Source organism: Serratia nevei, from assembly GCF_024160145.1.
In the GTDB taxonomy this organism is placed as follows: domain Bacteria; phylum Pseudomonadota; class Gammaproteobacteria; order Enterobacterales; family Enterobacteriaceae; genus Serratia; species Serratia nevei_A.
Genome location: NZ_JAMYWQ010000010.1, coordinates 15,966 through 29,246 on the forward strand (window position 1 = coordinate 15,966; position 13,281 = coordinate 29,246).

General features: G+C 62.1%; 14 protein-coding genes and 1 pseudogene. 6 read left to right on the plus strand and 9 right to left on the minus strand.

What is annotated here, in order from left to right:
- The first annotated feature begins 77 nt into the window (after positions 1-77).
- Positions 78-422: pseudogene (locus tag M6G53_RS09455) on the plus strand (type II toxin-antitoxin system RelE/ParE family toxin).
- 5 nt (positions 423-427) lie between these two features.
- Positions 428-730, plus strand: a complete 303-nt coding sequence (locus M6G53_RS09460; RefSeq protein WP_025304078.1) for a helix-turn-helix domain-containing protein — start codon at positions 428-430, stop codon at positions 728-730.
- A 27-nt stretch (positions 731-757) separates the two neighbouring features.
- Here the strand turns inward: M6G53_RS09460 and lysA are convergent, their stop codons facing one another.
- Positions 758-2,020 (minus strand): diaminopimelate decarboxylase, encoded by a 1,263-nt coding sequence (gene lysA, locus M6G53_RS09465; RefSeq protein WP_253330752.1) that lies wholly within the window; start codon positions 2,018-2,020, stop codon positions 758-760.
- A gap of 133 nt (positions 2,021-2,153) precedes the next feature.
- On the opposite strand from lysA, the gene M6G53_RS09470 reads away from it, so the two are divergent.
- Positions 2,154-3,077, plus strand: a complete 924-nt coding sequence (locus M6G53_RS09470) for a LysR family transcriptional regulator (protein WP_253330754.1) — start codon at positions 2,154-2,156, stop codon at positions 3,075-3,077.
- A gap of 18 nt (positions 3,078-3,095) precedes the next feature.
- Here M6G53_RS09470 and M6G53_RS09475 read toward each other — a convergent pair whose 3' ends face one another.
- Positions 3,096-4,004 carry a LysR family transcriptional regulator gene (locus M6G53_RS09475; RefSeq protein WP_253330756.1) on the minus strand — a complete coding sequence of 303 codons (909 nt, stop codon included), beginning with the start codon at positions 4,002-4,004 and terminating at the stop codon, positions 3,096-3,098.
- A gap of 108 nt (positions 4,005-4,112) precedes the next feature.
- Between M6G53_RS09475 and M6G53_RS09480 the strand changes: the two genes are divergently transcribed.
- Positions 4,113-4,997, plus strand: coding sequence for an MBL fold metallo-hydrolase (locus M6G53_RS09480; RefSeq protein WP_039567352.1), 885 nt, complete (start codon positions 4,113-4,115; stop codon positions 4,995-4,997).
- Positions 4,998-5,065: 68 nt separating this feature from the next.
- The gene (locus tag M6G53_RS09485) at positions 5,066-5,713 is read left to right on the plus strand and encodes a DsbA family protein (RefSeq protein WP_253330758.1); all 648 of its coding nucleotides are present in this window, start codon (positions 5,066-5,068) and stop codon (positions 5,711-5,713) included.
- A gap of 32 nt (positions 5,714-5,745) precedes the next feature.
- Here M6G53_RS09485 and M6G53_RS09490 read toward each other — a convergent pair whose 3' ends face one another.
- Entirely contained in the window at positions 5,746-6,453 is a 708-nt protein-coding gene (locus tag M6G53_RS09490) for a tetratricopeptide repeat protein (RefSeq protein WP_253330760.1), read from the minus strand.
- 205 nt (positions 6,454-6,658) lie between these two features.
- Here M6G53_RS09490 and M6G53_RS09495 point away from each other — a divergent pair, with 205 nt between their 5' ends.
- Entirely contained in the window at positions 6,659-8,386 is a 1,728-nt protein-coding gene (locus M6G53_RS09495) for an ABC transporter ATP-binding protein/permease (RefSeq protein ID WP_253330762.1), read from the plus strand.
- 22 nt (positions 8,387-8,408) lie between these two features.
- Here M6G53_RS09495 and agaF read toward each other — a convergent pair whose 3' ends face one another.
- From agaF to agaR, 6 genes are read right to left on the minus strand one after another with little or no spacing between them, the layout of a single operon-like run.
- The gene (agaF, locus tag M6G53_RS09500) at positions 8,409-8,843 is read right to left on the minus strand and encodes a PTS galactosamine/N-acetylgalactosamine transporter subunit IIA (RefSeq protein ID WP_253330764.1); all 435 of its coding nucleotides are present in this window, start codon (positions 8,841-8,843) and stop codon (positions 8,409-8,411) included.
- 10 nt (positions 8,844-8,853) lie between these two features.
- Entirely contained in the window at positions 8,854-9,747 is an 894-nt protein-coding gene (locus tag M6G53_RS09505) for a PTS system mannose/fructose/sorbose family transporter subunit IID (protein ID WP_253330766.1), read from the minus strand.
- A complete protein-coding gene (gene agaW / locus M6G53_RS09510) occupies positions 9,737-10,516 on the minus strand; it encodes a PTS N-acetylgalactosamine transporter subunit IIC (RefSeq protein WP_253330768.1) in 780 nt (259 codons plus the stop codon). Before agaW ends, M6G53_RS09505 begins: the two co-directional genes overlap by 11 nt.
- Positions 10,517-10,529: 13 nt before the next feature.
- Positions 10,530-11,006, minus strand: a complete 477-nt coding sequence (gene agaV / locus M6G53_RS09515; RefSeq protein ID WP_019455696.1) for a PTS N-acetylgalactosamine transporter subunit IIB — start codon at positions 11,004-11,006, stop codon at positions 10,530-10,532.
- A 1-nt stretch (position 11,007) separates the two neighbouring features.
- Positions 11,008-12,291 carry a D-tagatose-bisphosphate aldolase, class II, non-catalytic subunit gene (locus M6G53_RS09520; protein ID WP_253330770.1) on the minus strand — a complete coding sequence of 428 codons (1,284 nt, stop codon included), beginning with the start codon at positions 12,289-12,291 and terminating at the stop codon, positions 11,008-11,010.
- Between the two features lie 23 nt (positions 12,292-12,314).
- Positions 12,315-13,088, minus strand: coding sequence for a transcriptional repressor AgaR (gene agaR, locus M6G53_RS09525; protein WP_004931804.1), 774 nt, complete (start codon positions 13,086-13,088; stop codon positions 12,315-12,317).
- Between the last annotated feature and the right edge of the window lie 193 nt (positions 13,089-13,281).

Genomic DNA, 13,281 nt, shown 5'->3' on the forward strand with positions numbered 1-13,281 from the left:
GCTCCCAGCGTTCGTGCATATTGAACAAACAATAACCTTTACACTATATAGCATAAACGCTATATTCGGAGCACGTCATGTGGCAAGTGGTGACCGTCGAACGGTTCGACGACTGGTTTTTAGCGCTGAACAACGCCCAGCAAACAAGCATCCTGGCGGCGATCTTCAAATTACAGACGTTCGGCCCGCAATTGGCACGGCCGCATGCCGATACGCTGCATTTTTCCGACGCGGTCCGGCAGTTGAAGGAGCTGCGCATTCAACATCGCGGGCGCCCTTTCAGGGTGTTTTTCGCCTTTGACCCACAGCGGTAAGCAGTATTGCTGTGCGGCGGCGATAAAACCGGCGACAAACGCTTTTACCAGCGCATGTTGCCCATCGCCGCCATGGAATTTTCACATTATCTGGCAACCCGGAGGTAGTGCAGATGGCCAAACCTTTATCCCAACTGATCGACAAGCTCGATCCCGCCGTCGTTGCCGCCGCCAGGCAAAAAGCGGACAAGGAAATTTTCGAGCTGCGGCTGGCGATGCTGAGGGAAGAACTGGCGGTCTCTCAGGTTGAATTGGCGAAGCGGCTCGGCATCAGCCAACCCTCCGTCGCCAATTTGGAAAAGCGCGGTAGCGAAATCAAACTGTCATCGCTCAAACGCTATATCGAGGCGATGGGCGGCACGCTGTCGCTGGATGTGCAATTGCCCAATGGCCAGCACCGCCGCATGACGCTGTAAAGCGGGTGCAGCACGCCCGCCCGCTTATTAGATAAGCTCCAGCGCGATCAGTTCTTCGATGGTTTGGCGGCGGCGGATCAGGCGCGGCTCGCCGTTTTCGAACAGCACTTCAGGCAACAGCGGACGGCTGTTGTAATTGGAGGACATCGATGCGCCGTAGGCGCCGGTGTCGTGGAACACCAGATAATCGCCGATCTGGACCGGCGGCAGTGCGCGGGTTTCCACGCCGCCGCCCGCCTGCTGGGTGAACACGTCGCCGGATTCGCACAGCGGCCCGGCGATCACCGTTTCGCGCAGCGGTTGCCCTGAGGTATCGCGCCCATCGGCAGGCAACAGCGAAATATGGTGATAGCTGCCGTACATTGCCGGGCGCATCAGATCGTTAAAACCGGCGTCCACCAGCACGAAGTGGCGGCTGCCCATGTCTTTTACCGCCCGCACCTCGGCCACCAAGACGCCGGCTTCCGCCATCAGGAAACGCCCCGGTTCGATCTCCAGCTGCACCGGGTGCCCCAGATGTGCGGCGATGCGTTCACGCGCCCGGTTCCACAAACCGAAATAGTGTTCGGTATCGATCGCCTCTTCGCCGTACTGATACGGGATAGACAGGCCGCCGCCGGCGGAAATGGCGCTGATGTCATGACCAAGATCGATCACCTGCTGCACCATTGCATCGCAGACGCGCTCCAGATGCTGGTAATCGACGCCGGAACCGATGTGCATATGCACGCCGATCAGCTTCAGGCCGTAGCGGCGGATCTTCTCCACCGCCTGCGGCAGGTCGGCATACCAGATACCGTGCTTGCTGTTCTCGCCGCCGGTGTTGGTTTTCTGGCTGTGGCCGTGGCCAAACCCCGGGTTAATGCGCAGCCACACCGGATGCCCTGCGGAAACCTGGCCGAGCTGCTCCAGCATGTCGATGGAACCGGCGTTGACCGGGATCTTCAATTCGCTGACGCGCGCCAGCGTGGCGTGATCCAACACGTCCGCGGTAAACACGATCTCGCTCGGTTCGCCGCCCGGCTGAAAACCGGCCTGCAACGCCCGCTCGATCTCGCCCAGCGACACCGAATCCACCTTCACGCCCTGCTCGCGCATCAAGCGCAAAATATGAATGTTCGAACAGGCCTTCTGCGCGAAACGGATAGTGTCGAAATGGCGTAGCTGAGCGATGCGCTGGCTGATGATGTCCGCATCATAGGCCCAGACCGGGCAGCCGAAACGCTGCGGCAAAACCAACAGGTTAGCGGCGTTCAACGCGGTGGAGGTGTCGTGCAACGGGCGTGGCATGGCGATATTCCCAATTCGAAAATGACGGCAGATAAAGCCATAGTGCCGCACGCTGAATCGGGTGGAAAATATCTATTTAGCCGTAGTCTATTCATTTATGATATGGCTTTCCCCTTAATCGAGCGGCCTCGCCATGCACAGCATCTCTTTGCGGCAGATCGAAATCTTTCGGGCGGTGATGACCACCGGCAACCTGACCGAGGCGGCGGCCCTGCTGCAAACCTCGCAACCGACCGTCAGCCGCGAGCTGGCGCGCTTTGAGAAGCTGATCCGGCTGCAGCTGTTCGACCGCGTACGCGGTCGCTTGTCCCCCACGGTGCAGGGCCTACGGCTGTTCGAAGAGGTGCAGCGCTCCTATTACGGCCTCGATCGCATCGTCAACGCCGCCGCCGGCATTCGCCAGTTTCAGCAGGCGCAGCTGTCGATCCTGTGCCTGCCGGTATTTTCCCAATCGCTGTTGCCGGCGGTGTGCCAGCCCTTTATCGAACGTTATCCGGAAGTCAGCTTCAGCGTCATCCCGCAAGAGTCACCGCTGCTGGAAGAGTGGCTGTCGGCCCAGCGCCACGATCTCGGGCTGACGGAAACCACCCTGACGCCGGCAGGCACCGAGCGGGTGACGTTGATGACGTTGAACGAAGTGTGCGTGCTGCCGACGGGCCACCCGCTGCTGGTGAAAGACCAACTGACGCCGCAGGACTTTGCCGGGCAAAACTTTATCAGCCTGTCGAGCACCGACAGCTATCGTCACCTGCTGGATGCGTTGTTCGGCGAACAGGGCGTCGAGCGCCGCATGGTGATGGAAACGCACAGCGCGGCGTCGGTGTGCGCCATGGTGAAGGCCGGCGTGGGGGTATCGATCGTCAACCCGCTGACGGCGCTCGACTATGCCGGCAGCGGCGTGCACGTGCGGCCGTTCAGCATCGACGTGCCGTTCACCGTCAGCCTGATCCGGCCACTGCACCGCCCTTCTTCAGCGCTGGTCACCGCCTTTATTGACCACCTTCATCAGCAGGCGGCCACCTTTGCCGCCCGGCTGGCCGCCGCCGTCAGGCGGTAACGGCATATTGCCGGAGCATCAGCGCAGCGTCGCCTGCCACTGCGGATCGGTAGCGAACCATTCCACCAGAAAATCCAGCATGGTGCGCAAGGTGGCGGGCATCTGGCGGCGTGAGGTGTAGATGCCGTAGATGCCCATCGCCTGTGGCCGGTAGTCCGGCAGCAGTTCGACCAGTTCGCCGCTGGCCAGCAGCGGCGCCGCCGAATAATAGGGCTGCAGGGAAATGCCTGCGCCCTGTACCGTACCGGCCATCAGCACCACCGACTCGTTGGCGCTCAGGTTACCACTGACCGCCACCGCCGATTTCACGCCCTGGGCATCGAAGTGCCACAGGCTTTTGCCGAAATAGGAGTAGGTCAGGCAGTTGTGCAACGCCAGATCCTGCGGCTGCCGCGGCGTGCCGTGCGCCGCCAGATACGCCGGCGCGGCGCACACCACCGATGCGCAGGTGGACAGCGGGCGGGCGATCAGGTTGGGATCCAGCTCGTTGGTGATGCGCAGCGCCAGATCGATGCGCTCTTCCACCAGGTTCACCGCCCGGTTGTTCATCTGCAGATCGACCGCCACCTGCGGGTGACGCTTCAAATACTGAGCGACGGCCCCCACCAGCGCCGTTTGCCCGAGCGACTGCGAACAGGTGATGCGCAGCAGGCCGCGCAGCTCATCGCTCTGCCCTTCCTCCACCAGGTCGATCTCCCCCGCCAGCGCCAGCATTTGCCGGCAGCGTTCCAAAGTACGCTCCCCGGCGTCGGTCAGACTAAGCTTACGGGTAGTGCGATGCAGCAAACGCGCCCCGGCCCATTGCTCCATTTGCGCCAGATAGCGCGTCACCATCGCGCGCGACATCTCCAGCGTTTCCGCGGCGGCGATCATGCTGCCGCGATCGACGATGGTGACAAAAACCTCAGCGGCGGTAATGCGATCCATGATTAGTCCGATTTATGCAACGAATAATTGCTCATTATCCGGTTTTTCTATCGCTTTATGCAACCTAACATCATTACAACATTAACCGATACCTAAGGACCTCTGCCCATGTTTAAGAAATCACTGTTAACTCTGGCCTTCACCGGCGTCGCCACCCTCAGCGCCTACGCCACCGCTGCCGATACTCTCACCATGGAAGTGTATAACCCGGGCGAGAAAAGCGTGTTCCCGGTGTCTTCTGAAATCATCAGCGGCAAACATGAAGTGGCGTTGATCGACGCTCAGTTCCAGCGTAACGATGCCGAAGCGCTGGTGAAAAAGATCAAGGCGACCGGCAAGAAACTGACCACCGTTTATATCAGCCACTCAGACCCGGATTTCTATTTCGGTCTGGACGTGATTAAGGCGGCCTTCCCGGAGGCGAAAATCATCGCTTCGCCAGGCACCATCAAGGACATCAACGCCACTAAAGACGGTAAAGTCGCCTACTGGGGCCCGATCCTGAAAGACAACGCGCCGAAAACCGTGATCGTGCCGCAACCGCTGCAGGGTGACAGCTTCACTATCGACGGCCAGAAAGTGGAAGTGAAAGGCCTGAACGGCCCGACTCCCGATCGCACCTTCGTGTGGATCCCGGCGCTGAAAGCGGTAGTGGGCGGCGTTGCGGTCGCCGGTGACAACATCCATCCGTGGATCGCCGACAACCAGAGCGTAGAATCGCGCCAGCACTGGCAGCAGACGCTGAAAAACATCGAAGCGCTGAAGCCGCAGGTCGTCGTGCCGGGCCACTTCCTGCCGGGCGCAGCGCAAACGCTGGCATCGGTGCACTTTACCCAGAAATACCTGACCACGCTGGAAGCCGAGCTGCCGAAAGCCAAGGATTCCGCCGCGCTGATTGAAGCGATGAAAAAGCACTATCCGACGCTGAAAGACGAGTCGAGCCTGGAACTGAGTGCGAAAGTGCTGAAAGGCGAGATGAAGTGGCCGCAATAAGCGCCCGTGCGTGATTGAACCAGCCCTGGCGCCGCGGTGAGCTGCCGCGCGCCAGGCGAGGAGTAAAGATGACCGAAACCACTCTGCATTACATTTTCGATCCGCTGTGCGGCTGGTGCTACGGCGCCGCGCCGCTGGTGAAAGCGGCTCAGAGCCTCCCCGGGCTGAAGGTCGTGCCGCACGCCGGCGGCATGATGACCGGCAACAACCGCCGTCAGATCACCGACGAATGGCGCAACTACGTCATTCCGCACGACAAACGTATCGCCGAGATGACGGGCCAGCCTTTCGGCGAAGCCTATTTCAACGGCCTGCTGCGCGACACCACGGCAGTGATGGATTCCGAGCCGCCGATCACCGCTATCCTGGCGGCGGAAAAGCTGGCGGGACGCGGGCTGGACATGCTGCACCGCATTCAGCAGGCGCACTATCAGGAAGGCCGACGCATCGCCGACACGCCGGTGCTGGAAGCATTGGCGAAAGAGCTGGGGTTGCCTTCTGCGGCGTTCATCGCCGAAATGCGCTTCAACAGCGGCGCGCCAACCGCGCAACACATCGCGGAAAGCCGGGCGCTGCTGGCCAAAGTGCAAGGCCAGGGCTTCCCGACCTTTGCGTTGCAGGACGGCGAAGGCCGCCTGCATCTGCTGCCGGCCGGCAACTATCTGGGTAACGTGGAAGCCTGGAAAAACCTGCTGGGCGCCGCCGCGCTGGCGTAACAAACCTTTCTCGCCCCGGCTGCCGGGGCGGGTCATTCGACCCGCACGAACCGCCCTTCCGCCCGCACGTTGTGACCGAATCCGCAATCCCCCCGCGTATGCATCTCCAGCGCTTGCTCGCCAAACTCCAGCGTGACGTCGCAGACCTGCGCGCTTTCCGAGTCATGCTGATGATAAACAGCTTTGCCGTGCCTGATCGGCAGTTCGGCGGTGAAATCCCCCATGTTCGGCCCGTAATACAGCCCCATCTGCGGCATGGCGTAGCCGGAAAAATCGATCAGCCAGCGCTCGCCCTGCGGCTTTACCACCACTTCGCTCCACACGCCACGCCCGGCGTATTGCCAATACACGCCGCCCGGCCCCTGCGGCTGCGGCCGCTGCGCCAGACGTTGGCGCACCAGGCTCATGTTGTGCCGCGATTTGTCATCGTGCGGCGCCAGCGCCAGATAGGCCTGCGCCTTGAGCAATTCACCGGCGCGCATCAGCGACAGCGCCACGTTGTTATAAGCCGTGGCGACGGCCTGCTCACTCAGGCCGCAAAACTCGCTCCAGGCTGCCTGATCGCGAAAGATGTCGGCGGCTTTGGCGTAATCCTGCCGCTGGTAGGCCTTTTTTCCCAGTTCGGCGTAGCTCGCCACCTTTTGGCAGTCGGCCGCGATGTCCGGTTCGTCGATGTGCGCCCAGGCGCGGGCGCTGGCAAAAACGCCGCAGGTCAGCAACAGGGGAAACCAAGCCTTCATCGTTTATCCTTTCCGCAAAAATTCGGCGCCAGTATAACCGCCTGACGCCGGAGTGTATGCCGCAATTGCGCCCGCCTGCGCGCCGCTGACGATTCAACCGCCTTATTTCAAACGGTTAGCGGGGTCAAACCTGCTTACAGTCGCAGTTTGTTTGTTACCGGCCCGCGGCCCATGCTGAACGAAATGCCGCAATTAACGAGTCGCTATGAACGCAACCCCCTTGCAGAAACACGCCGTTTGGCAACTGATCAAACCCTTTTGGGTATCGGAGGAGCGCTGGCGCGCCTGGGCAATGTTGATCGCCATCATCGTCCTGTCGCTCGGCCTGGTCTATATCAGCGTGTTGATCAACCAGTGGAACCAGGTGTTCTACGATGCGTTGCAGAACAAAAACTACCCGGTGTTCAAGGCGCAGCTGTGGCGCTTTACCTATCTGGCGCTGATCTTCATCGTGCTGGCGGTGTACAAGATCTACCTGACTCAGGGGCTGCAGATGCGCTGGCGGCGCTGGATGACGGAAAAGTTCATGGCAAAATGGCTGGCGCACCAGGCGTATTACCACACCGAGCAGCAGCAGATCGTCGATAACCCCGATCAGCGTATCGCCGAAGATCTCAACGTATTGACCCAATATACCCTGTCGCTGTCGCTCGGGCTGCTCTCCAGCCTGGTCACGCTGTTTTCCTTTATCGACATTTTATGGCACGTCAGCGGGCCGATGACCTTCGCGCTCGGCCAGCACGCCGTCACCTTGCCCGGTTATATGGTGTGGTTCGCGCTGCTGTATGCGGTGCTGGGATCGCTATTGATCTGGTGGGTCGGCAAACCGCTGGTCATGCTGGGCTTCAACCAGGAACGGTACGAGGCGAACTTCCGTTTCGGCCTGATCCGCATCCGCGAAAATAACGACGCCATCGCGCTTTACCACGGCGAACCGCGCGAAGCGCAGCAATTGGGCGAGCGTTTTGACACCATTCGCAGCAACTGGTGGGCAATCATGCGCATCACCCGGCGGCTGAACATCGCCACCAATTTCTACAGCCAGTTCGCCATCGTGTTTCCTATGCTGGTGGCGGCGCCGCGCTACTTCTCCGGCGCCATCCAGATGGGGGGCCTGATGCAGATTTCCTCGGCCTTCGGGCAGGTGCAGGGGGCGCTGTCGTGGTTTATCGACGCCTTCAGCGATCTGGCGACCTGGAAAGCCTGCGTCAACCGTCTGGCCGGTTTCAACGCCGCCGTCGATCAGGTGCATCATCAACCGCGCGGCATTCAACTGCGGGAAGAGACGGCCCATCCGTTGACGCTGAACAACCTCAGCCTGCACTTGCCCGACGGCCAGCCGCTGCTGACCGGCGCCGAGATGACGCTGCAACGCGGCGACCGCCTGCTGATCGTCGGGCCTTCCGGCTGCGGCAAGTCAACGCTGCTGCGCGCCATCGCGGGTATCTGGCCTTACGGCGCGGGCGCCATCGGAGTGGCGGCCAACGCCAACACGCTGTTCCTGCCGCAGCGCAGCTACATTCCGATCGGCACGCTGCGCGAAGCGTTGAGCTACCCGAGCCTGGCGTCGGAATACAGCGATCCGCAGCTGATGCGAGTGCTGGAAAACTGCCGCCTGAAGCACCTGCAGCGCTGGCTGGATACCTCCGCCAACTGGAGCCATCGTCTGTCGCCGGGCGAGCAACAGCGGCTGGCTTTCGCCCGCGCCCTGTTGATTCGCCCGAGCATCCTGTTCCTCGACGAAGCCACCAGCGCGCTGGACGACGACACCGAACAGTTGATGTACTGCCTGCTGGTGGATGAACTGCCGGACGTGACGCTGATCAGCGTGGCGCACCGCAACAGCGTGGCGAAGTACCACCAGACCTGCTGGCGCTTCAGCCGCAGCGAAGATCAACCGGCGCGCCTGGCGCTGAGCCCGCTGCCGGCCTAACCCGCAGACCGACGGCGTTCGTTCAGATGCCGTCGGTCTGCACGTCTTCGCATGTCACCCGGCGGCGCTCATGCCACAGGCTGGTCAGGCCGCGTTTGCCGCACGCCAGCGCCACCTCGCGAAACTCATCCAGGCTCAGCCCGTCGCGCTCCAGCATCATTTCCGCCGCCAGCTGCATATTGACGCCGGTCAGCACTTCGCAATCGCCCTGCGCATCCGCCAGTTCGCAGGCGCTGCGGAACGGCGAGCCGCCGAGCATGTCGGTGAGAAACACCACGCCGTCCGGCTGCGCCACCGCCGCCAGCGCTGAGCGCAAGGCGTCGTTGAGCTGCGCGGTGCTCATCTGTTCGGGGAAATCGACCGCCGCGCAGTGCGGTTGCGGCCCCACCACCTGCTCCACTGCCTGCAACAGCCCGGTGGCGAAGCCGCCGTGGCCGGTAATCACAATGCCTGGCATAGCCCGCTCCTCACAAAATGCCGATAAATTTGCCCGCTACGCCGATCGCGACGGTGACGCCAATCAGCTTCACCGGCGAGAACCCGCGCTTCATCAGGAAGAAAATGAGCAGCGTGAAACACAGCGGCAACAGGTTGGGCATCAACTTGTCCAGCACGTCGGTCTGCAACGCCACGCTGGCCTTGCCGGCATGCATGACCAGCGGCGTGGACAGGTGCACATACGAGGCCACCAGTGCGCCGATCACCGTCATGCCGACGATCGACGCGGCGTGAGAAATGCGCCGGGTGTGGGTCTTCAACAGCGCCAATGCGCTGGTGCCGGCCTGATAGCCGTAGTGCGCCAGCCCGAAACGCAGGCCGAAGTGGAACAGGTTGAACAGCAGCAGGAAGACGATCGGCCCGAACAGGCTGCCCTCCAGCGCCAGCGAAGCGCCTATCCCGGCGCAAATCGGCAGCAGCGTCAGCCAAAACAGCGCGTCGCCGATGCCGCCGAGCGGCCCCATCAGCGCCACTTTCACCGCGCGAATGGTGGAGATCTTCTCCTTGTTCTGCTCCATCGCCAGCACCAGGCCGGACAGGAAGGTGACGTCGAACGGGTGCACGTTGATAAATTCCATGTGCATCTTCATCGAGTTGGCCAGATCCTGCGGGTTGCGGTGGATCTTGCGCAGCCCGGGGATCAGTTGATACAGCCAGCCGCCGGCCTGCATGCGTTCGTAGTTGAACGACGCCTGCAGCAGCAGTGAACGCCAGGCCATGCGGTTGATGTCGCCGCGCGTCAGCGCGTCGGCGGGCTGGCTGTCCAGGTAATCGTCCTGTTCCACCTGGCTGGTGGCCAGCGCCTGCGCCATGCGTTGCTCGGCCTTTTGCGCCAGCAGATCGTCTGAATCGTTAAATGCCATCTTCGGCGTCCTCCTGCGGAGCGGGCCGAGCCGTCGCCTCTGCCGCGCCGCGTTGCGTGTTGAAGAAGTCGATCAGGGCGATCGCCAGGGCGCCCAGCGCCACCGCCAGGATCGGCAGCTTGAGAAACGTGACCGAGATGAAGCCGAGGATAAAATAGGCCACGTAGGTTTTTTTCATCATCACCTTCATCAGCAGCGAGAAGCCGATCGCCGGCATCATGCCGCCCGCTACCGCCAGCCCGTCCAGCAGCCAGCCCGGCGCCTTCTGTACCATGACGCTGGCCGCATCGGCACCGAAGTAAATCGGCAGGAACGCCACCACGAAATAGAAGATGAACAGGATGCTGATGCCGAGGTAGTTCACCCGTTCGATGCCGCGCCAGTTCAGCTCTTTCACCATGCGATCGCAGCGGTGCATCATCGGTGAGAACAGCGTAAACAGCAGCGTGATGCAGCCCTGCACCGCAATCGAGAACGGCACCGCCACGCCGATCGCCACTTTAGGATCGGCCTTGGTCAGAATGGCGAACGCGGTGCCGATCACCCCGCCGATCACCACGTTCGGCGGTTGGGCGCCCGCCAGCGGCACCATTCCCATCCATACCAGCTCCAGCGTGCCGCCCACCAGCAACCCGGTGTAGACATCGCCCAAAATCAGCCCCACCAGCGGCCCCATCACCACCGGCCGGTGGAAGTGGGTCAGGCCGTCGAACAGATCAACCCCCGCCAGCCCGGCCAACAGCGCAATCAATAACGCATCCGTCAACATGCTTCCCCCTGGCTCAAAAGAGCAGTTTGCCGATTGCCTCGCCCGCCTCATCCGGCACCCGGCGCACCTCGCACTCCACGCCCAGCGCCGCCAGCGCGCGGAACGCGGCCACGTCGCCGTCGTCCAGCGACACCGTTTTGTGCACCTGCCGCTTCCCCTCGGCGAAGTGCATATTGCCGACGTTGACGAAACGGATCGGTACCCCGCCGCGCACCAGCGTCAACACGTCCTGCGGCGTTTTGCACACCAGAAAAATCTTCTGCCGATCCGCCGCCTTGTGGATCACGTCGATGGTTTTCTGCAGCGTGAAATAGCGGGTCTGCACCCCTTCCGCCACCACCATGTCCATCAGGTTCTGCTGCACCGGATCGGCGGCGGCCTCGTCGTTGGCCACCACCACCAGGTTGGCGCCGAGGGTGTTGGTCCAGGTCACGCCCACCTGGCCGTGCACCAGGCGATTGTCGATGCGGGTCATTAAAATGTTCGGCATGCTAGCGGCCCTCCGGGTAGCAGGCGGCGTGGTAATCGTCGAGCACCTGCGTCACTTTATGCAGCACCCACTCCAGCGGATCGACGCTCAATTCGCCGGCGTTCAACGCCCGTGCCTGATCCGGCAGGTACTGGCTGAGCAGCGCCAGCGGCGCCGGGCTGCGACGCAGGTTGTCCAGCAGGCCGTCGACCGCCTGCTGCACCTGCGGCTGCGGCCAGTAGTAACGCACCCGATCGCTCAGGCTGTAGTGGCGATCGAGATACTGCTGGTGCGGCGTGCCGTGGTAATAGCGGCTCCACTGCTGCGGCTGCTCGCGCATCACCTGTTCCAGCGTGGCGCACAGCTGCGCCGACTGACGTTCCCCCAGCCATTCACGCTCGATGCGATCGAGGGCGAACAGCGCTTCGCGCAGCGCGAAGGTCAGCGCCGGCCCCACTTTCAGAATGGCGAAGTGATCGCGCACCAGCTGGCGATAGGCCTGCGGCGGCTGATAGTCCGTGGAGTGCGCTTCATAGATCATGCCCGGCTGCCGTTCGATGAAATGGCTCAATGCGTCGGCGCGCTGCGGTTGGTAATGCTCAACGCTGTGATGATCGAACTCGACGCCCGGCTGCACCACCAGCGCGATGGTTCGCTGCCAGGCATCGTTCAGCTCGGCCTTTTGCCAGGCGATACGGTGTGTTTCCAGCGTTTGCGCCACCGCCTGCGGCGTGGTGACCTGCAGACCCGCCAGCGCCTCCTGCGCGCCGCCCGGCACCGGCACTTCGGTGCCGATCACATAAACCGGCGCTTCCCCGCCGCTCTGCGCCCAGGCCCGCTCCGCCACCGCGCACAGGCGCGCCGCACGCTCGGCGACCGCAGCATCCCCCAGAGGCGTAGGATCGCCGGCGCACGACATGGAACAATCGAGGTGAATTTTGCGAAATCCGGCGCGAACGTAATCGTCGATCAAGGTTTCCGCCAGCGCCATCGCCTCCTGAGCCGGGCGATCTTGCCAGGCGTTGGGCCCCAGATGATCGCCGCCCAGCCACACTCTCTCGCGCGCCAGGCCAACCTCATCCGCCAGGCGCCACAGCGCATCGCGGAACTGGGCCGCCGTTTGGCCGGTATAGCCGCCGAACTGATTGACCTGGTTGGACGTCGCCTCTACCAATACCGGCGTGCCGCGCGCTTTGGCCTGCCGCAGCGCGGCCTTCAGCACCCAGGGATGGGCGGAACAGACGGAAAAGATCCCGACCGGCATACCGGCCTTGTGCTGCTCGACAAGCTGTAACAACTGCTGCATGAAGCCCCCATGCAGGCGCCCTGCTACCGATCGGCGATGATGACCTCCACGCCCAGCTCGGTTAACGCCCGCTCGTAATCGTCCGGAAGACGGCTGTCGGTGATCAGCCGATGGATTTGTCCGGCTTCGCGAATCATGCAAAAGCTCTTGCGACCGAATTTGCTGGCATCCGCCACCGCGATAATCTCGCGCGCCACCTCGCACATCACGCGATTGAGGTGCGCCTCACCGGGATGAGGCGTGGTGATGCCGGCGCTCAGATCGAACCCGTCGACGCCCAAAAACAGCTTGTCGAAGCGGTACTGGCGCAATTGCTGCTCGGCAGCCGGACCGTAGAGCGAGTAAGAGTTGCGGCGCACGCTGCCCCCCAGCACCATGACTTCCACCCCGTCGTTTCCCGAAAGCTCGTAGGCAATGTTCAGCGCATTGGTCATCACCACCAGATCGCGCCGCCCCTTCAGGAACGGCACGATCTGCGCGGTGGTGGAACCGGAATCGAGGATCAGCGCATCGCCGTCGCGCACATAGCCGGCCGCCGCGTTGGCGATCAGCGTTTTGACGTCGCGATTCAACCGCCCCTTGTCCCGCAGCGGCCGATCGAAAGCGAATTGCTGGTTGAGCATCGCGCCGCCGTAAGCGCGCAGCGCACACCCTTTTCGTTCCAGAAAGCGCAGATCGTTGCGGATCGTCACCGTGGATACCGCAAACTGTTTGCTGAGCTGCTCCACGCGCACGCTGCCGTGCTCGCATAACAGATCGATGATGTGTTCACGTCGCTTTGCGGTATTCACTGGCATGAGCTGCGGTCCTCAGGTTTCCGGCATCGCCGGGGAGAAGATGGCTTTCGCTCTACTGCGCTGGCATTACAGCAAAGCGAAAGCAATGAAATTGTGATCGGGCTTACAGCCCCGTTTTAGCAAAAAAACCGCCCAAAAACCTTTCGAATCGAAACGGATCGAAAAGCCAAAAAGCGGAAAGGGGGAAAAGTGA